The sequence below is a fragment of the Pseudomonas sp. 5P_3.1_Bac2 genome, assembly GCF_025465995.1.
Classification (GTDB): domain Bacteria; phylum Pseudomonadota; class Gammaproteobacteria; order Pseudomonadales; family Pseudomonadaceae; genus Aquipseudomonas.
This window is the reverse complement of sequence record NZ_JANLNY010000030.1, coordinates 297,456-314,044: the sequence shown is the minus strand read 5'-3', so window position 1 is coordinate 314,044 and position 16,589 is coordinate 297,456. Positions and strand designations below refer to the sequence as shown.

At 58.4% G+C, this 16,589-nt stretch carries 20 protein-coding genes; 1 reads left to right on the top strand and 19 read right to left on the bottom strand.

Annotated elements, in window-relative coordinates:
* Nucleotides 1–36 precede the first annotated feature (36 nt).
* The 18 genes from bamB to trmJ all read right to left on the bottom strand — a co-directional run bounded on the left by bamB (nt 37) and on the right by trmJ (nt 15,028).
* Complete coding sequence (gene bamB, locus NTD81_RS20790; RefSeq protein WP_262184784.1) at nt 37–1,188, bottom strand: outer membrane protein assembly factor BamB; 1,152 nt, start codon at nt 1,186–1,188, stop codon at nt 37–39.
* On the bottom strand, nt 1,181–1,825 hold the full coding sequence (locus NTD81_RS20785; RefSeq protein WP_262184656.1) for a YfgM family protein: 645 nt from the start codon (nt 1,823–1,825) through the stop codon (nt 1,181–1,183). The genes bamB and NTD81_RS20785 overlap by 8 nt, the downstream gene beginning before the upstream one ends.
* A gap of 35 nt (nt 1,826–1,860) precedes the next feature.
* Nucleotides 1,861–3,150, bottom strand: coding sequence for a histidine--tRNA ligase (hisS, locus tag NTD81_RS20780; protein WP_262184655.1), 1,290 nt, complete (start codon nt 3,148–3,150; stop codon nt 1,861–1,863).
* Between the two features lie 17 nt (nt 3,151–3,167).
* Nucleotides 3,168–4,277: a flavodoxin-dependent (E)-4-hydroxy-3-methylbut-2-enyl-diphosphate synthase gene (gene ispG / locus NTD81_RS20775; protein WP_262184654.1), complete on the bottom strand. Its 1,110-nt coding sequence runs from the start codon at nt 4,275–4,277 to the stop codon at nt 3,168–3,170.
* 1 nt (nt 4,278) lies between these two features.
* Nucleotides 4,279–5,307, bottom strand: a complete 1,029-nt coding sequence (locus NTD81_RS20770) for a helix-turn-helix domain-containing protein (protein WP_262184653.1) — start codon at nt 5,305–5,307, stop codon at nt 4,279–4,281.
* Nucleotides 5,307–6,065 (bottom strand): type IV pilus biogenesis/stability protein PilW, encoded by a 759-nt coding sequence (gene pilW / locus NTD81_RS20765; protein WP_262184652.1) that lies wholly within the window; start codon nt 6,063–6,065, stop codon nt 5,307–5,309. The genes NTD81_RS20770 and pilW overlap by 1 nt, the downstream gene beginning before the upstream one ends.
* A gap of 13 nt (nt 6,066–6,078) precedes the next feature.
* The gene (gene rlmN, locus NTD81_RS20760) at nt 6,079–7,224 is read right to left on the bottom strand and encodes a 23S rRNA (adenine(2503)-C(2))-methyltransferase RlmN (protein ID WP_262184650.1); all 1,146 of its coding nucleotides are present in this window, start codon (nt 7,222–7,224) and stop codon (nt 6,079–6,081) included.
* Nucleotides 7,225–7,248: 24 nt separating this feature from the next.
* Entirely contained in the window at nt 7,249–7,680 is a 432-nt protein-coding gene (gene ndk, locus NTD81_RS20755; RefSeq protein WP_262184649.1) for a nucleoside-diphosphate kinase, read from the bottom strand.
* A 92-nt stretch (nt 7,681–7,772) separates the two neighbouring features.
* The gene (gene iscX, locus NTD81_RS20750; RefSeq protein WP_262184648.1) at nt 7,773–7,973 is read right to left on the bottom strand and encodes a Fe-S cluster assembly protein IscX; all 201 of its coding nucleotides are present in this window, start codon (nt 7,971–7,973) and stop codon (nt 7,773–7,775) included.
* A gap of 14 nt (nt 7,974–7,987) precedes the next feature.
* A complete protein-coding gene (gene fdx / locus NTD81_RS20745; protein WP_262184646.1) occupies nt 7,988–8,329 on the bottom strand; it encodes an ISC system 2Fe-2S type ferredoxin in 342 nt (113 codons plus the stop codon).
* A 2-nt stretch (nt 8,330–8,331) separates the two neighbouring features.
* On the bottom strand, nt 8,332–10,197 hold the full coding sequence (gene hscA / locus NTD81_RS20740; protein ID WP_262184645.1) for a Fe-S protein assembly chaperone HscA: 1,866 nt from the start codon (nt 10,195–10,197) through the stop codon (nt 8,332–8,334).
* 47 nt (nt 10,198–10,244) lie between these two features.
* Nucleotides 10,245–10,766 (bottom strand): co-chaperone HscB, encoded by a 522-nt coding sequence (gene hscB, locus NTD81_RS20735; protein WP_262184644.1) that lies wholly within the window; start codon nt 10,764–10,766, stop codon nt 10,245–10,247.
* Nucleotides 10,767–10,773: 7 nt separating this feature from the next.
* Nucleotides 10,774–11,097 (bottom strand): iron-sulfur cluster assembly protein IscA, encoded by a 324-nt coding sequence (gene iscA / locus NTD81_RS20730; RefSeq protein ID WP_262184643.1) that lies wholly within the window; start codon nt 11,095–11,097, stop codon nt 10,774–10,776.
* A 12-nt stretch (nt 11,098–11,109) separates the two neighbouring features.
* Complete coding sequence (gene iscU, locus NTD81_RS20725; protein ID WP_090442874.1) at nt 11,110–11,496, bottom strand: Fe-S cluster assembly scaffold IscU; 387 nt, start codon at nt 11,494–11,496, stop codon at nt 11,110–11,112.
* 41 nt (nt 11,497–11,537) lie between these two features.
* Nucleotides 11,538–12,752, bottom strand: a complete 1,215-nt coding sequence (locus NTD81_RS20720) for an IscS subfamily cysteine desulfurase (RefSeq protein ID WP_262184642.1) — start codon at nt 12,750–12,752, stop codon at nt 11,538–11,540.
* 48 nt (nt 12,753–12,800) lie between these two features.
* Nucleotides 12,801–13,292: a Fe-S cluster assembly transcriptional regulator IscR gene (gene iscR, locus NTD81_RS20715; RefSeq protein WP_262184641.1), complete on the bottom strand. Its 492-nt coding sequence runs from the start codon at nt 13,290–13,292 to the stop codon at nt 12,801–12,803.
* Nucleotides 13,293–13,440: 148 nt separating this feature from the next.
* Nucleotides 13,441–14,220 (bottom strand): serine O-acetyltransferase, encoded by a 780-nt coding sequence (gene cysE / locus NTD81_RS20710; protein WP_262184640.1) that lies wholly within the window; start codon nt 14,218–14,220, stop codon nt 13,441–13,443.
* On the bottom strand, nt 14,213–15,028 hold the full coding sequence (gene trmJ, locus NTD81_RS20705; protein WP_410017197.1) for a tRNA (cytosine(32)/uridine(32)-2'-O)-methyltransferase TrmJ: 816 nt from the start codon (nt 15,026–15,028) through the stop codon (nt 14,213–14,215). Before trmJ ends, cysE begins: the two co-directional genes overlap by 8 nt.
* Nucleotides 15,029–15,135: 107 nt before the next feature.
* Here trmJ and suhB point away from each other — a divergent pair, with 107 nt between their 5' ends.
* The gene (gene suhB, locus NTD81_RS20700; RefSeq protein ID WP_262184636.1) at nt 15,136–15,951 is read left to right on the top strand and encodes an inositol-phosphate phosphatase; all 816 of its coding nucleotides are present in this window, start codon (nt 15,136–15,138) and stop codon (nt 15,949–15,951) included.
* A 75-nt stretch (nt 15,952–16,026) separates the two neighbouring features.
* Here suhB and NTD81_RS20695 read toward each other — a convergent pair whose 3' ends face one another.
* The gene (locus NTD81_RS20695; protein ID WP_262184635.1) at nt 16,027–16,566 is read right to left on the bottom strand and encodes a glycine zipper 2TM domain-containing protein; all 540 of its coding nucleotides are present in this window, start codon (nt 16,564–16,566) and stop codon (nt 16,027–16,029) included.
* Between the last annotated feature and the right edge of the window lie 23 nt (nt 16,567–16,589).

Genomic DNA, 16,589 nt, shown 5'->3' with positions numbered 1-16,589 from the left:
GTTATGCAACAGCCTGAGCAATGCGTGGCGCGAGCGTTACTTGATGGTCAGCGCCACCAACTTGCCGCCGTTACCGAAGGCATACAACCAGTCGCCCACCACTAGCGGGCGGGCCCGCATGCCATCGCTGTCGATGCGGATACGACCGACAAAGCGTCCGTCGACTTGGCTGACCAAGTGCAGGTAGCCTTCCAGATCGCCAAAGGCCACGTAGCTGGAGAACACCTCAGGTGCCGACAGTTGGCGGCGAGCCAAAGCATCGTTGCTCCACAGCGCCGACTGCGAGCGCTCATCGATACCCTCGATGGTGCCACTGGCCAGACTCACGTACACGCTGCCATAGCCTTGGGCCAGCCCTACGGAACTAGAGGCTTCGCGCTGCCAGAGCACGCGCCCGCTTTCCAGATCCAGTGCCGCGACACGGCCCTGATAGCTCACCGCATAGAGCGTGCCGCCGGACAGCAGCAAGCCGCCGTCGATGTCGACCACGCGATCCAGCTCCGAGCGACCTTGCGGGATTGCCACGCGCTGCTCCCATACCGGGATGCCGCGCTGGGCGTCGAGGGCGATCACTTTACCAGTAGACAGGCCGGCTACGGCCAAACGATTGGTCAGCAGCGGACTGCCGGTACCGCGCAGGGTCAGCACCGCTGGGGTGTTTTCAAAGATCCAACGCTGCTCGCCAGTGTTGATATCCAAGGCAATCAGACGGTCGTCCTGGGTTTGCACCAGCACGACATCGCCGTTCATGGCCGGAGCTGCCAGCACTTCGCTGGTAACCCTGGCACGCCATTTTTCTTCGCCGTTGGCACTGTCCAGAGCGATGATTTCGCCTTTGAGCGTACCGACCACGACCAGACCGTAACCGGCCGCCACCGCACCGGAAACCGGCAGCTCAAGGTCTTCTTTCCAGATAACTTTACCGGTCAGGCGATCCATAGCCACGACCAGGCCTTCGACGTCAGCAGCATAAATCTGCTCACCATCGATAGCGGGGACCAACATGTTGAAAGTTTCGCCTTGGCCTTCGCCAATCGAGCGGCTCCACTGCTTCTCCAGGCTGACTTCTTCCTGGATCTTAGGCAGTTCAGCCGGAGGCAACTCCTTCTTGCTATTGCTGCTGCAACCTACGGCCAAAACGGCCAGGGCCAGCATTGCGGCATTCTTCCAACGCATCACGTCATGCATCCCCTTTGGCCAAATCATCCAGCTTCATTTGTAGACCACCGACAGCGTCCTCATCGGAAAGCGCGGCCTTGGCTTTTTCATAAGCTGCGTGAGCCTCATCGGCACGACCCAACTGCACCAGCAGGTCACCTTTGACTTCTTCACGGCTGGCGGCGAACGCTGAAGCTACATCGCCTTGGAACAATTTCAGGGCATCTTCGGCTTTACCCTGCGCAGCCAAGACCCGGGCCAGACGCTGGCGCGCCAATTCACCCAAGCTGGCATCCGCGGGCTTGTCGACAATGGCTTGCAGCTCGCTTGCCGCATCGTCCAGCTTGCCGGACTCTACAGCCACTTTCGCCACAAACAGGCTGCCGTACTGCGCGTAGTGAGTGCCGCCGTATTCGCTATTGAGCTTACCGGCCAGCTCCGCCACCTTGCCCGCGTCCGGCTTGCCCTCAGGCTGCAGCGCGGTTTCGAGCAATTGCTGATACAGGATCGAAGCGCCAAAGGACTGATTGCTCTGGTACTTCTGCCAGGCTTGCCAGCCGAGCACGACCACCAAGGCCAGCGTCACGCCGCTGAGCAGAGGCTTGCCGTTACGCTGCCACCAGTCTTTGATTACTGCCAGTTCTTCATCATCAGTACGCGAAACCACCCCAACACTCCTATTCGCTAAATCACCTAACAGGCTTAGGCCTGGTTGGCGTAGGTCGCCAGATGATCGGCTAAATCCGACCAGGCGATACTTTGTTGTTCACCCTGACCGCGCAGCGGTTTGCAACCTACCACTTGCTGGGCCAATTCGTCTTCACCCAAGATCAACGCGTACAGTGCCCCGCTCTTGTCGGCCTTTTTAAACTGGCTCTTAAAGCTACCCGCGCCGGCGTTGACTTGCAGTCGCAGGCCCGGCACTTGGTCACGCACTTGTTCGCTCAGTGCCACGGCCGCCAACTCAGCAGCCTCACCGAAGGCACAGAGGTATACATCCACCGTGCGGGCAATTGCCGCCGGTACTTTACCTAGAGTTTCCAACAACAGCACTAAACGTTCGATGCCCATGGCAAAACCAACACCAGGGGTCGCCTTGCCGCCCATTTGCTCAACCAGACCGTCATAACGCCCGCCGGCACAGACAGTGCCTTGCGAGCCGAGTTGGTCGGTGACCCACTCGAACACGGTTTTGCTGTAATAGTCGAGGCCACGTACCAGCTTGGTGTTGATCACATAAGGCACGCCTGCGGCATCCAGACGGGCTTTGAGGCCGGCGAAGTGCACGCGCGACTCTTCGTCTAAGTAGTCTTCCAGCTTCGGCGCGTTGCTCAACAGCGCTTGAGTATCGGCCGACTTGCTGTCGAGCACACGCAGCGGGTTGCTGTGCATACGACGACGGCTGTCTTCATCCAACTGCTCGGCATGCTCGCTGAGGAACGCCACCAGGGCATCGCGATACACCGCACGGGCGGCCGCTGTGCCGAGGCTGTTGAGCTCGAGCTTGACCGCGTCGCGGATACCGAGCAGGCCCCACAGACGCCAAGTGAGCAGAATCAGCTCGGCATCGATGTCCGGACCGTTGATATTGAACACTTCCACGCCGATCTGGTGGAACTGCCGGTAGCGACCTTTTTGCGGGCGCTCGTGGCGGAACATCGGGCCGATGTACCAGAGCTTTTGGGTTTGCCCTGCGCCGGCCAAACCGTGCTCCAGCACAGCGCGCACGCAGGCCGCAGTGCCTTCTGGACGCAGGGTCAGGGAATCGCCGTTGCGATCCTCAAAGGTGTACATCTCTTTCTCAACGATGTCGGTGACTTCACCAATGGAGCGCTTGAACAGCTCGGTGAACTCGACGATCGGCATGCGAATTTGCTGATAGCCGTAACCATCCAGCAGGCTGCTCACAGTGCCCTCAAAGTAACGCCACAGCGGCGTTTGCTCAGGCAGGATGTCATTCATGCCACGGATGGCTTGCAGGGGCTTACTCACATCAAATCCTTAAGGCGCTAGCTGCGCAGAATCAGGGCGGCATCGGCAGCCACTTTGGCGGCGGCCTTTTCACGAATTAGCTTTTCCAGATTATCGACCAGGTTGTCATTGCTGAGCTTTTGCGCAGGCTTACCGTCGATATAAATCAGGTTGGGTTGGCCACCAGTTAAGCCGATATGGGCCTCTTTGGCCTCACCCGGGCCGTTGACCACGCACCCGATCACCGCCACATCCAAGGGGACCAACAGGTCTTCAACGCGCTGCTCCAGCTCATTCATGGTTTTCACCACGTCGAAGTTCTGCCGCGAGCAGCTCGGGCAGGCAATAAAGTTGATGCCGCGCGAACGCAGACGCAAAGACTTGAGGATGTCGAAACCGACCTTGATTTCCTCAACCGGGTCCGCAGCCAGGGAGATGCGGATGGTGTCGCCAATCCCCTCAGCCAGGAGCATGCCCAAACCGACCGCTGACTTCACCGTACCGGAGCGCAGGCCGCCGGCTTCGGTGATGCCCAAGTGCAGGGGCTGCTGAATTTGCTTGGCCAGCAGGCGATAGGCTTCCACGGCCATGAATACATCAGAGGCCTTCACGCTGACTTTGTAGTCGGCAAAGTTCAGACGCTCTAGGTGCTCGACGTGGCGCAGGGCCGATTCGACCAAGGCCTCAGGCGTAGGCTCGCCATACTTCTTTTGCAGGTCCTTTTCCAAGGAACCCGCGTTGACCCCGATACGGATCGGAATGCCTTTATCACGCGCAGCATCCACCACCGCACGCACGCGATCTTCCCGGCCAATGTTGCCCGGGTTGATACGCAGGCAATCGACGCCCAGTTCAGCCACGCGCAGGGCGATCTGATAATCGAAGTGAATATCCGCCACCAGCGGTACTTTGACCTGCTGCTTGATCCGCCCGAACGCTTCAGCGGCGTCCATATCCGGGACCGAGACCCGCACGATATCGGCGCCGGCAGCTTCCAGTCGCTGAATCTGCGCGACGGTGGCAGCGACATCATTGGTATCGCTGTTGGTCATGCTCTGCACGGCAATCGGCGCATCACCGCCGACCGGCACATTACCTACCCAGATTTTGCGCGACAGACGACGCTTGATGGGAGACTCGCCATGCATGTTATTGCCCACCCAACTTGATACGCGCGGTTTCACCAGAAATAAACGGAGCGACGTCAAAAGCGCCGCCATTGAAGCTCACCTGAGCGCCACGGGCATAGCCCAAACGCAGCTCTAAAGGCGCCTTACCCGCCACTTGTAAGCTGTCACCCTTACGCTTCAACCCGCTAAACAGTACTTTGCCATTGGCATCAGTAACTTGGGTCCAGCAATCGGCGACGAAATTAATGCCAACCTGCCCTTCGCCGGGCCCAGCGACTACCGGCTGCGCGGCTGGCGCAGGCGCAGCGGCATTAGGCGCGGCAGGTGCCGGTGCGGCAGTTACCGCAGCCGGTACAGGTACAGCAGCTACAGGTGCGGTGGGCGCAGCGGCATTAGCCACCGGTGCAGTGGGTACTGCCGCAGCTTCGGGGCTTGCTCCAACCGGTGCAGCGGCATCAGCATTGGCGCTGGCCTCAGACTCAGTACCTGGCAGCAGCAGTTCTTCAGCTTCACCCTGGGCATCCGCCACGGCCTGGTCCTCAGGTTCATCCAACGCATGAATCTGCGTTGTGCCGTCGGCTCCCTCGACTTCGACATGTTCAATACTGGTGCTGCTCAGGTGCTCAGCACGGCGCTCTGCCTGTTCTTGCCACCAGTAGTAGCCCAGACCGGCCAAGGCCACCAGCAAGACAAAGGTGAATCCCCGCAACACGCCTTGGGAGTAGCTCACCGGCTCTTCGATATGCCCCAGACTGTGCACACTGGCACCGGCGGCATCGCTACCAGTGAACTGGTCGAATTCCTGAACCAAGCGCGCCTGGTCGATTTCCAGCAATTTGCCGTAGGCACGGACATAACCACGGGCAAAGGTATGCCCTGGCAGCTGGTCAAAGGCACCCTGTTCAATCTGCGTCAAACGCTGAGGCGTCAGATTCAGCTGCTCAGCGACTTGAGCAACCGTCCACCCTCTGCTTTCACGGGCTTTGCGCAAGGTCTCGCCGGGATTCACTCGAGGAGCTGCTACAACTTCAGGATGCGCCGCTTTCATCATTGCTCCGACAGGTATTGCTGATATTCCGGAGTGCCCGGATAGAGTCTTTTCAACTGTAAACCGAGGCTCGCGGCATTGTCGCGCTCCTCAAAAATCTTCGCCAAACGTATGCCCAGCAGCAAGCTGCGGGCGTCTTGCTCAGTCAGAGCAATGTAACTTTGATAATAGCCGCGCGCCGGCACATATTGGCGCTCGTCATAGGACAACTGGGCCATTTCAAACAAAGCGCGGGGCTGGCGGCTGTTCAAACGCAACGAACGCTCGAAGTAGCCTTTGGCCTGCTCGGGCTGTTTTAGTTTCAACGAAGTCATGCCCAAGTTCTCAAATACCCGCGACCGCTCGGGGTACATGGTGTCTTGCGCGGCCTGGCTGTAACGCTTAAGGGCTTCGTCGTAGCGCTGCTGCTCAAACAAAAAGCTGCCGTAGTTGTTCAGCAGACGGGCATCGTCGCCGCGCTGAGAAATGGCTTTGCGATAATGCTCATCAGCCAGCTTGGGTTCCATTTCAATCTGAAACACCAAGGCCAGCGCCGCATGGGCATCAGCGTTAGAGGGATCCAACTCAAGGGCTTTCTTCAGCGGCACCTTGGCCGGCTCGGTCTCGCCTTGGCGCAAATAGCCAATACCCAACTGAATATATGCGTCACGAGCCTCATTGCGACCTTTATCGGTGCGCATCGGGTCCACGCTGCCGGTGGAAACGCATGCAGCCAACAGGCCGACCAGCAACAGCAGCACTACGGGACGCAAACTCATGGATACCCTCCCCTCAGGTTTGATTGGCGCTAGTCACTGCTTCAGCATCGGCATTCAACTGACGTACAGCGATATAGCGCTCGCTACGACGGGTACGATCCATGACCTGACCGACCAACTGGCCACAGGCCGCGTCGATGTCTTCACCACGGGTGGTGCGCACGGTGACGTTGTGCCCGGCTTGGTGCAGCGAGTCCTGGAAGCGGCGGATAGCGTTATTGCTAGGCCGCTCGTAGCCCGAATGTGGGAAGGGATTAAACGGGATTAAATTGATCTTGCAAGGCACATCCTTGAGAAGTGCGATCATTTCCTCAGCGTGCTCCGGTTTATCGTTCACATCCTTCAGCAGGGTGTATTCGATAGTCAGCACACGCTTCTCGCCCAAGCGCGAGACATAGCGCTTGCACGCCGCCAGCAACATCTCCAGCGGGTACTTCTTGTTGATTGGCACCAACTGATTGCGCAGCGCATCGTTCGGCGCGTGCAACGACAGGGCCAAGGAGACGTCGATGACTTCGCCGAGCTTGTCGATCATCGGCACGACGCCGGAGGTCGACAGGGTCACTTTGCGCTTGGAGATGCCATAACCGAGGTCATCCATCATCAGCTGCATAGCGGCCACAACGTTGTCGAAGTTCAGCAGCGGCTCGCCCATGCCCATCATCACCACGTTGGTGATGGCACGGTCGATCTTCGCCGGCACGGTGCCGAACGACTTATTGGCGATCCACACCTGGCCAATAATTTCAGCGGCAGTCAGGTCGCTGTTAAAGCCCTGCTTACCGGTTGAGCAGAAACTGCAATCCAGCGCACAGCCCGCTTGCGACGACACACACAGGGTGCCCCGCGAGCCCTGGGGGATATACACGGTTTCCACACAACTGCCTGACGCCACCCGCACCACCCACTTGCGCGTGCCATCAGTGGAAATATCTTCGCTGACCACTTCTGGGCCGCGGATTTCAGCACAGGCCTTGAGCTTTTCGCGCAAGGCCTTGCTGACGTTACTCATGGCGTCAAAATCTTCGACGCCAAAGTGGTGAATCCACTTCATTACCTGACCGGCACGGAAGCGTTTTTCCCCGATGCGTTCGAAGAACTGCTCCATTTCTGGCTGAGTCAGGCCCAGCAGATTGGTTTTACCGGTCACGTCTGTCATGTCTTCACCCTCACCCCAATTCGCTTAGCGAATGCGGGCACAAACTTCAGTAGCAGCGAAGAAGTAAGCGATTTCGCGCGCAGCGGAAGCTTCGGAGTCGGAACCGTGAACAGCGTTTTCGTCGATGGAAACGGCGAAGTCAGCACGGATGGTGCCAGCAGCAGCTTCTTTCGGGTTGGTCGCGCCCATCAGTTCGCGGTTAGCCAGAACGGCGTTTTCGCCTTCCAGAACCTGAACGATCACTGGACCGGAAGTCATGAAAGCCACCAGGTCTTTGAAGAAGCCGCGCTCGCTGTGCTCAGCATAGAAACCGGCAGCTTCACGCTCGGACAGCTGAACCATTTTCGAAGCCACGACACGCAGGCCGGCTTTTTCGAAACGGCTAGTGATCTCGCCGATGACGTTTTTAGCAACAGCGTCAGGCTTGATGATGGAGAAAGTGCGTTGAACAGCCATGTGAAACTCCAGAAATAGGGATTTAGCAAAAATTAAACCCGCGAATTATACGCGGGTTCCGGTTAAATGCGTAGCTAGGGGGATTGCCGGCGTCAGTCGGCTTCCTCGATCCAGGCGGCCTGGATCGCCTCCAGGACCTTTTCGCCACTACGCGCCGGGTCGTCGCTGAACTCCGGCAGGGCGATGACCCACTGCTGCAAGTCAACGAAATTCACGTAACGCGGATCCACATCAGGCTTGGTTTCAGCCAATTGAATGGCGATTTCCAGCACATCAACCCACTTCAGACTCATATTAGCTCCCAAGATCAATGCGGCGCTTCGGCAGCATGATTCAGCGAATATTTAGGGATTTCGACGGTGAGGTCTTCAGTGCCGACGATGGCCTGGCACGACAGACGCGACTGGGCTTCCAAGCCCCACGCCTTGTCGAGCATGTCTTCTTCTAGCTCGTCGGTCTCATTAAGCGAGTCAAAACCTTCACGAATCACGCAGTGGCAAGTGGTGCAGGCACACACGCCGCCGCAGGCGCTTTCAATTTCGATGTGGTTATCGTGGGCCACGTCGAGGATCGACACGCCAGGCTCCACCTCCACCACTAAGCCATCCGGACACAACACGGCATGGGGGAGAAAAATGATTTGCGGCATGCTTATTCCTCAATCTCATTAAGACTACGGCCAGCTAGAGCAGCTTTAACCGTGGCATCCAGACGACGCGCCGCAAAGGCGTCGGTCACCTGGGTCAGGCGCTTGGTTTGCTGCTCAATCGCCAAACCGTCAGTGCTGCTCAGCAAACCGCGCAGCTCTTCGACTTGCGCATCAATGGCCAAGCGCTCGTCGGCGCTGAGCAAGCGCTCGCCATCAGCTAACAGCGCGGCCTCTACGGCCTCCAGCAAACGCTGGGCATCCACTTGCTGCTCACGCAACACGCGGGCAACTTTATCGTCTCCGGCATTACTGAAGGAGTCTTGCAGCATGCGGGCGATTTCACCATCGGTCAGGCCGTAGGACGGCTTAACCTGAATACTCGACTCCACACCAGAAGCGATTTCACGGGCTGCCACACTGAGCAAACCATCGGCATCCACCTGGAAAGTCACGCGAATCTTCGCCGAACCGGCAACCATCGGCGGAATGCCACGCAGCTCAAAGCGCGCTAACGAGCGGCAGTCACTGACCAACTCACGCTCGCCTTGCAGCACATGAATCATCATGGCCGTTTGGCCATCTTTGTAGGTGGTGAACTCCTGGGCACGAGCAACCGGGATGGTGGTGTTGCGCGCAATCACCTTCTCCATCAGGCCGCCCATGGTCTCCAGGCCCAGCGATAACGGGATAACGTCCAGCAGCAGCAACTCTTCACCATCGCCGCGCTTATTACCGGCCAGCGCATCAGCCTGGATCGCCGCGCCAATGGCCACCACCTGATCAGGGTCGATATCGGTCAATGGCTCGCGGGCAAACAGCTCACCTACGGCCTCGCGCACTCGTGGAACGCGCGTGGAGCCACCCACCATGACCACCGCCTCAACCTCTTCCAGCTCAATGCCGGCATCGCGCACAGCGCGGCGGCAAGCTTTCAGGCTGCGGGCAACCATAGGCTCGATCAGTTGATCAAGCTGGGCGCGACTCAACTCACCCTGCCAGTCGGCATAACTGAGGCTGGTCACGTCGCTATCCGTCAGGGCTTCTTTGGCCGCACAGGCAATTTGCAGCAGCACACGCTGCTGACTCGGGTCCAAGTCAGCCGACACGCCCGCCTGCTGCACGATCCAGCCAGCAATGGCGTGGTCGAAGTCATCGCCGCCTAAAGCGCTATCGCCACCGGTGGCCAGCACTTCAAACACACCACCGGTGAGGCGCAGCACCGAAATATCAAAAGTACCGCCGCCCAGATCATAAATCGCCACCACACCTTCGGCTTTTTGATCCAGACCGTAAGCCACCGCCGCCGCCGTCGGCTCATTGAGCAAGCGCAACACGGTTAAACCGGCCAAACGCGCGGCATCTTTGGTGGCTTGGCGCTGGGAGTCATCGAAGTACGCCGGCACAGTGATCACCGCGCCGACCAATTCGCCACCCAAGGTTTGTTCAGCACGCAGGCGCAGCGCCTTGAGAATATCGGCCGACACCTGCACCGGACTCTTCGCGCCCTGCACCGTATCGATAAAGGGCATATGCGACTCGCCCTCGACGAAACGATAGGGCAGCTGCTCACCCAGCTGCTTAACATCAGCCAAACCGCGCCCCATGAGGCGTTTAACCGACAACACGGTATTCAGCGGATCACGGGCCGCCGCGGCTTTAGCCGACAAGCCCACTTCAACGTGATCCGCGTGATAACGCACCGCCGACGGCAAAATCACCTGCCCATCAGCATCGGCCAAGGGCGCAGCAAGGCCGCTGCGCACAGCGGCAACCAAGGAATTAGTAGTGCCCAGGTCGATACCCACCGCCAGGCGGCGCTGGTGGGGCTGGGGGCTTTGTCCGGGCTCAGCGATCTGCAGTAGGGCCATGATTAATCAGTGCTTAAATCGGGGACGGCGCGACAGGCGCACGCGCGTTAATCGTCGAGGCGCTCTTCGAGCTGACGCACCTCGTGGGAAAGCTTATCGAGGAACTGCATGCGGCGCATCAGGCGCTCGGCCTCTTCGCGGCGCGCAGCATCTTCCCAGCAAGCATCGAACTGTTCGTTGAGCTCTTCCTGAGCCTGCTTCAAGCGCTGTTTAAACTGGGCCAAACCGGCCAGATCAGCACTGTCTTGCAGATCCTCAAGCTCCTCACGCCACTGCATTTGCTGCAGCAAGAAGCCAGGATCCTGCACCGTGACCTCAAGCGGCAACTCATCGCCATTTAAAGCCAGCAGGTAACGCGCCCGCTGTGGTGCACTTTTCAGCACCTGATACGCCTCATTAAGGCTCGCCGAACGCTCCAGCGCCAAGCGCTGCTCACGTTCGCCGGCATCGGCAAAACGATCAGGATGCACCTGGCGGGCCAGCTCGCGGTAGCGGCTGGCCAACTGGTTGAGGTCGAGGCGAAAGCTGGGCTTAAGGTCGAATAAAGCGAAGTGACAAGGAGTACCCACAGGCGCCTCAGATATTGAAGCTTTCGCCGCAGCCACATTCGCCGCGCACGTTGGGGTTATTGAACTTGAAGCCTTCGTTCAACCCTTCCTTGACGAAGTCCAGCTCAGTGCCATCGAGATACACCAGACTCTTAGGATCAATGATCACCTTGACGCCAAAGTTCTCGAACACTTGGTCTTCGCTGGCCACTTCATCGACAAACTCCAGCACGTAGGCCAGACCGGAACAGCCAGTGGTGCGCACGCCCAGGCGAATACCTGCGCCTTTGCCACGCCCGTCAAGGGAGCGACGCACGTGCTGCGCCGCAGCTTCGGTCATGCTGATAGCCATCGACAACTCTCCTTAGAGCAAGCCTTTCTTCTGCTTGTAGTCGCGTACGGCCGCCTTGATGGCGTCCTCTGCGAGCACCGAGCAGTGAATCTTCACCGGCGGCAGTGCCAACTCTTCGGCCAACTGGGTGTTCTTGATGGTCTCGGCCTCATCCAGGGTTTTACCCTTCATCCACTCAGTGGCGAGGGAGCTGGAAGCGATGGCCGAACCACAGCCGTAGGTTTTGAACTTGGCGTCTTCAATCACGCCCTGCTCGTTCACCTTGATTTGCAGACGCATGACGTCGCCGCACGCCGGAGCGCCGACCATGCCAGTGCCGACATCCGGATCTTGAGCATCCATCTTGCCGACGTTGCGGGGGTTCTCGTAGTGGTCAATGACCTTTTCACTGTAAGCCATGCTGGTATTCCTCTCTCATCAGGTGCTGTTCGTCGACAGCTTTAGTGTGCTGCCCACTCGACCTTGGACAGGTCCACACCTTCTTTGAACATATCCCACAGCGGCGACAATTCGCGCAGCTTGGTTACCGCCTCGCAGACTTTCTGCGCGGCATAATCGATTTCTTCTTCGGTGCTGAAGCGGCCGAAGGTGAAACGAATCGAGCTGTGCGCCAGCTCATCGTTACGTCCCAGCGCACGCAGCACGTAGGAAGGTTCCAGGGACGCCGAAGTACAGGCCGAACCGGAAGACACTGCCAGGTCCTTGAGGGCCATGATCAGCGACTCACCTTCCACATAGTTAAAGCTGAGGTTGAGGTTGTGCGGCACACGAGCAGTCATGCTGCCGTTGATGTACAACTCCTCAAGGCCTTGGACCTGCTTGTAGAAACGATCGCGCAGAGCCAGCAGACGCTGATTCTCTTGGGCCATTTCTTCTTTAGCGATACGAAACGCCTCGCCCATACCAACGATCTGGTGGGTTGCCAGGGTGCCCGAACGCATGCCGCGCTCATGGCCACCGCCATGGGTCTGGGCTTCCAGACGCACACGCGGCTTACGACGTACATACAGCGCGCCGATGCCTTTCGGGCCATAAGTCTTATGCGCCGAGAAGGACATCAGGTCGACCTTGAGTTTTTCCAAGTCGATCGCCACTTTGCCCGTGGACTGGGCTGCATCAACGTGGAAGAACACACCGCGGGAGCGCGTCAGCTCGCCGATAGCGGCGATGTCGTTGATGGTGCCGATTTCGTTGTTGACGTGCATGATCGAAACCAAAATGGTGTCTTCACGCAGCGCCGCTTCGATCATCGCCGGGGTAATCAGACCGTCTTCAGTCGGATCCAGATAAGTCACTTCAAAACCCTGACGCTCCAGTTGGCGCATGGTATCCAGCACAGCTTTGTGCTCGATTTTCGAAGTGATCAGGTGCTTACCCTTGCTCTTGTAGAACTCAGCGATGCCTTTGATCGCCAGGTTGTCAGATTCAGTAGCACCGGAGGTCCAGACGATTTCACGGGGGTCAGCATTGACCAGCTCAGCGACTTGGCGACGGGCGTTCTCTACCGCTTCCTCGGCTTTCCAGCCGAACACATGGGAGCGCGAAGCCGGGTTACCAAAGTTACCGTCAACCTGCAGGCACTCAATCATCTTCTGAGCGACACGCGGATCAACCGGCGTAGTAGCGGAATAATCGAGATAAATCGGCAATTTCATCAACTTTCTCCTAATCAGGTATCTGGCCTAATGGCCGGCGCCTTGCGCTCAATCGACGGCTGACGCTTGGATTTTATCTGGGTGGGCGGACCCGCCGTTACAACGGCGCTGGTCTTGGCGCAGGGCAACTTCCTGCACTTCGCTGCGGGTCACCAAGTCAGCCAGACTGATGCCGCTTAGAAACTCATGAATGCGATCACTCAGATCGCACCACAGATGATGGGTCAGGCAGGTATCACCAGCGTGGCAACCGCCCTGCCCTTGGCAGCGGGTCGCATCAACCGACTCATTCACCGCATCGATCACCTGCGCCACCTGAATGCGGCGCATGTCGCGCGACAGCTGATAGCCACCACCAGGACCGCGCACACTGGAAACCAAATTGCCACGCCGCAGCTTGGCAAACAGTTGCTCCAGATAGGAAAGGGAAATGCCCTGACGCTCCGAAATATCCGCCAGAGATACCGGCCCACGCTGCGCATGCAGCGCCAAGTCGAGCATAGCAGTGACAGCGTAACGGCCTTTGGTGGTCAATCGCATGAGGGGATTACCGCGTGATCGCAATAGGTTGCGAGTATGCAATTCCCGAGTATTTAAGTCAACTATAAGACCTACTGAATCACTCGGGAATTACCCTAAAAGCAGGGCGCGAATCATAGCAAGCCACGCACTTAGTTACTAGCGAGACTCAGGCCGCCGGCTTGCCGGACTCCTTGACCACGCCGGCAAAGTCCTCATCACGCAACGACGGCAGCTCCTCGGCACAGTAGTCACTACCAAGGTTCTTGAGCGCACCGCATATACCCTCAAGACGGCCATCGACCCCATGCAAATGGTCGAGCAACTGACCAATGGCACGAGCCACTGGGTCCGGCATGTCCTGCCCCACACCATAAGCGTCAAAACCGAGCTTCTCAGCCATTGCCTGGCGCTTAGCTTCCTGCTCGTCGTCATCCGCCTTAACGATGATCCGCCCGGGAATCCCCACAGCCGTCGCACCCGCCGGCACCGCTTTAGTCACTACAGCGTTGGAGCCGATTTTCGCCCCCGCGCCCACGGTAAAGGGACCCAGCACCTTGGCACCGGCGCCCACCACCACTCCATCTTCCAATGTGGGGTGACGCTTACCCTTGTTCCAACTGGTCCCCCCCAGGGTTACGCCCTGATAGAGGGTGACGTCATTACCAATTTCAGCGGTTTCCCCGATGACGATGCCCATACCATGATCGATAAAGAAACGCCGGCCGATTTTCGCCCCAGGGTGAATCTCAATCCCCGTCAACCAACGGCCAAAGTTCGACACCAACCGCGCCAGCCACTTCCAGCCAGACACCCACAAACCATGAGCCAGGCGATGCAGCCAGATGGCATGCAGTCCCGGGTAACAAGTCACCACCTCAAAGGCATTGCGCGCAGCCGGATCACGATGAAATACGCTCTGAATATCTTCTCGCATGCGCTCAAACATCAGCCTTACTCCGCCCTTGGTGCTCGCCACGCGCGGCCTTGATGGTTTCAGTCAAGATGCCGCGCAATATATTCATTTCCAACTTAGTTACCGCACTGCGCCCATACAAACGCCGTAAACGACTCATCAGGTGCCGCGGCTTGGCCGGATCGAGAAATTGAATAGCCACCAGCGACTGCTCAAGGTGACTATAAAAGGACTCCATCTCATCCACCGTCACTGGCTGGCCATCCTGCTCATCCAGCGCTTCCACCTTAACCTGCTTGGCCGGTCGATTCTGCGCCGCCAACCAAGCCATGCGCACCTCATAAGCCAAGACCTGCACCGCCGCCGCCAGATTCAGCGAACTAAATTGCGGGTCCGAAGGGATATGCACATGGAAGTGACAGCGCTGCAGCTCTTCATTGGTCAGGCCGGCGTACTCACGACCAAACACCAGCGCCACTTGCGCACCTTGAGCCGCCTGTTCACAGGCGGCCACCCCGCACTCTCGCGGATCATACATAGGCCACGGGATACGTCGATCACGGGCACTGGTACCCATCACCAGATTACAGCCGACCAGCGCCTGTTCGAGGGTCTCGACGATCTGCGCACCATCAAGAATATCGCTGGCACCGGAGGCACGCGCCACCGCTTCACTGCTGGGGAAATCCTGCGGATCGACCAACACCAAGCGGCTCAGGCCCATGTTTTTCATCGCCCGCGCCACCCCACCGATGTTTCCCGGATGACTGGTATTAACCAACACGACCCTAATATTTTCCAGCACCGCAGACGCTCTCAAACCAAGCTTAGAGCGGCAAATCTTACAGAAGCAGGCAAAGTTGCGCCATGGAGCTACAGGAGGCACTTCAACCGTCAGGCTTTTCTGCTAGAATGGCCGGCTTTCTTTAACGACCCAGGTGAACATCCATGCAGCCCATGCTGAATATCGCGTTGCGCGCAGCCCGTAGCGCCGGCGAAATGATCTTCCGCTCAACCGAACGCTTGGACGTCATCTCGATCAACGAGAAAGAAGCCAACGATTACGTGAGCGAGATTGATCGCTCCGCTGAGCAACTGATTATCCAAGCCCTGCGCAAGGCCTATCCAAACCACGGCATCCTTGGTGAAGAAAGCGGCCTGAGCGAAGGCACTGGCGACGGCGCCGACTACCTGTGGATCATCGATCCACTGGACGGCACCACCAACTTCCTGCGCGGCGTCCCACACTACGCCGTCAGCATCGCCTGCAAATACCGCGGCCGCCTTGAGCACGCCGTGGTCCTCGACCCAGTCCGCCAAGAAGAATTTACTGCCAGCCGTGGCCGTGGCGCTGCCTTGAACGGCCGCCGTCTGCGCGTTGGCACACGCAAGAGCCTGGAAGGGGCACTGCTGGGCACCGGCTTCCCGTTCCGCGACAGCCAAATGGACAACCTGGAAAACTATCTGGGCATGTTCCGCAGCCTGGTCGGCCAGACTGCCGGCGTCCGCCGCGCCGGCGCCGCCAGCCTGGACCTGGCCTATGTGGCAGCCGGTCGTTTTGATGCGTTCTGGGAGTTTGGTCTGTCCGAATGGGACATGGCGGCTGGCGCCCTGCTGATCCAGGAAGCAGGCGGCTTGGTCAGCGATTTCAGCGGCAGCCACGAATTCCTCGAAAAAGGCCAGATCGTTGCGGGCAACACCAAGTGTTTTAAAGCCGTACTGACGGCGATTCAACCACACCTGTCGGCCTCGCTGAAGCGCTAAACACCTCGCTCGAGCGCCCAATAAAAAACGCCCCGCGGGGCGTTTTTTATTGCCGGTGTTTTATCCACCTCGAGCTTATTGCGCGGTTTCGTCTGCCAACACCAGCTGACCGTCACGCACCGGGATTTGCCGGCCCGGGTCATTGGCCATACGCACCTTGCTGACCTTGCCATCGAGCTCGTACTTAACGTCGTAGCCCACCAGCTTCTCACTGACATCCGTCACCGTATTACAACGGGTCTCAGTGGTGGTGTAGGTGTCGCTGTTCTGCAGATGTTCCTGGGTTTTATTGCCGGCATAACCGCCACCCACGGCACCCGCTACGGTGGCAATTTTCTTACCTGTACCGCCACCGATTTGATTACCCAGCAAGCCACCGACCACCGCACCAATAGCGGTACCGGCAATTTGATGCTGATCCTTCACCGCAGCCTTGCGGGTCACAGGCACTTCTTTACACACTTCACGAGGGGTTTTGATCTTTTCATTGATCGGCGTGACCGCCAACACCTGCGCATATTGCGGCGCGCTGACGATGTTATAAGTGGCCACCGCCCCACCAGCGGTCACCCCAACCGCACCTAACACCGCCCCTGCCAGCATGGACTTATTCATAGCCGTATCCTCTTATTCCTGAG

Excerpts from the sequence above, each read along its gene's own strand:
- bamB (WP_262184784.1), bottom strand. The coding sequence starts at position 1,188 with ATGCATGACGTGATGCGTTGGAAGAATGCCGCAATGCTGGCCCTGGCC.
- ispG (WP_262184654.1), bottom strand. The coding sequence starts at position 4,277 with ATGCATGGCGAGTCTCCCATCAAGCGTCGTCTGTCGCGCAAAATCTGG.
- NTD81_RS20770 (WP_262184653.1), bottom strand. The coding sequence starts at position 5,307 with ATGAAAGCGGCGCATCCTGAAGTTGTAGCAGCTCCTCGAGTGAATCCC.
- pilW (WP_262184652.1), bottom strand. The coding sequence starts at position 6,065 with ATGAGTTTGCGTCCCGTAGTGCTGCTGTTGCTGGTCGGCCTGTTGGCT.
- rlmN (WP_262184650.1), bottom strand. The coding sequence starts at position 7,224 with ATGACAGACGTGACCGGTAAAACCAATCTGCTGGGCCTGACTCAGCCA.
- ndk (WP_262184649.1), bottom strand. The coding sequence starts at position 7,680 with ATGGCTGTTCAACGCACTTTCTCCATCATCAAGCCTGACGCTGTTGCT.
- iscX (WP_262184648.1), bottom strand. The coding sequence starts at position 7,973 with ATGAGTCTGAAGTGGGTTGATGTGCTGGAAATCGCCATTCAATTGGCT.
- fdx (WP_262184646.1), bottom strand. The coding sequence starts at position 8,329 with ATGCCGCAAATCATTTTTCTCCCCCATGCCGTGTTGTGTCCGGATGGC.
- hscA (WP_262184645.1), bottom strand. The coding sequence starts at position 10,197 with ATGGCCCTACTGCAGATCGCTGAGCCCGGACAAAGCCCCCAGCCCCAC.
- iscA (WP_262184643.1), bottom strand. The coding sequence starts at position 11,097 with ATGGCTATCAGCATGACCGAAGCTGCGGCGCAGCACGTGCGTCGCTCC.
- iscU (WP_090442874.1), bottom strand. The coding sequence starts at position 11,496 with ATGGCTTACAGTGAAAAGGTCATTGACCACTACGAGAACCCCCGCAAC.
- NTD81_RS20720 (WP_262184642.1), bottom strand. The coding sequence starts at position 12,752 with ATGAAATTGCCGATTTATCTCGATTATTCCGCTACTACGCCGGTTGAT.
- iscR (WP_262184641.1), bottom strand. The coding sequence starts at position 13,292 with ATGCGATTGACCACCAAAGGCCGTTACGCTGTCACTGCTATGCTCGAC.
- cysE (WP_262184640.1), bottom strand. The coding sequence starts at position 14,220 with ATGTTTGAGCGCATGCGAGAAGATATTCAGAGCGTATTTCATCGTGAT.
- suhB (WP_262184636.1), top strand. The coding sequence starts at position 15,136 with ATGCAGCCCATGCTGAATATCGCGTTGCGCGCAGCCCGTAGCGCCGGC.
- NTD81_RS20695 (WP_262184635.1), bottom strand. The coding sequence starts at position 16,566 with ATGAATAAGTCCATGCTGGCAGGGGCGGTGTTAGGTGCGGTTGGGGTG.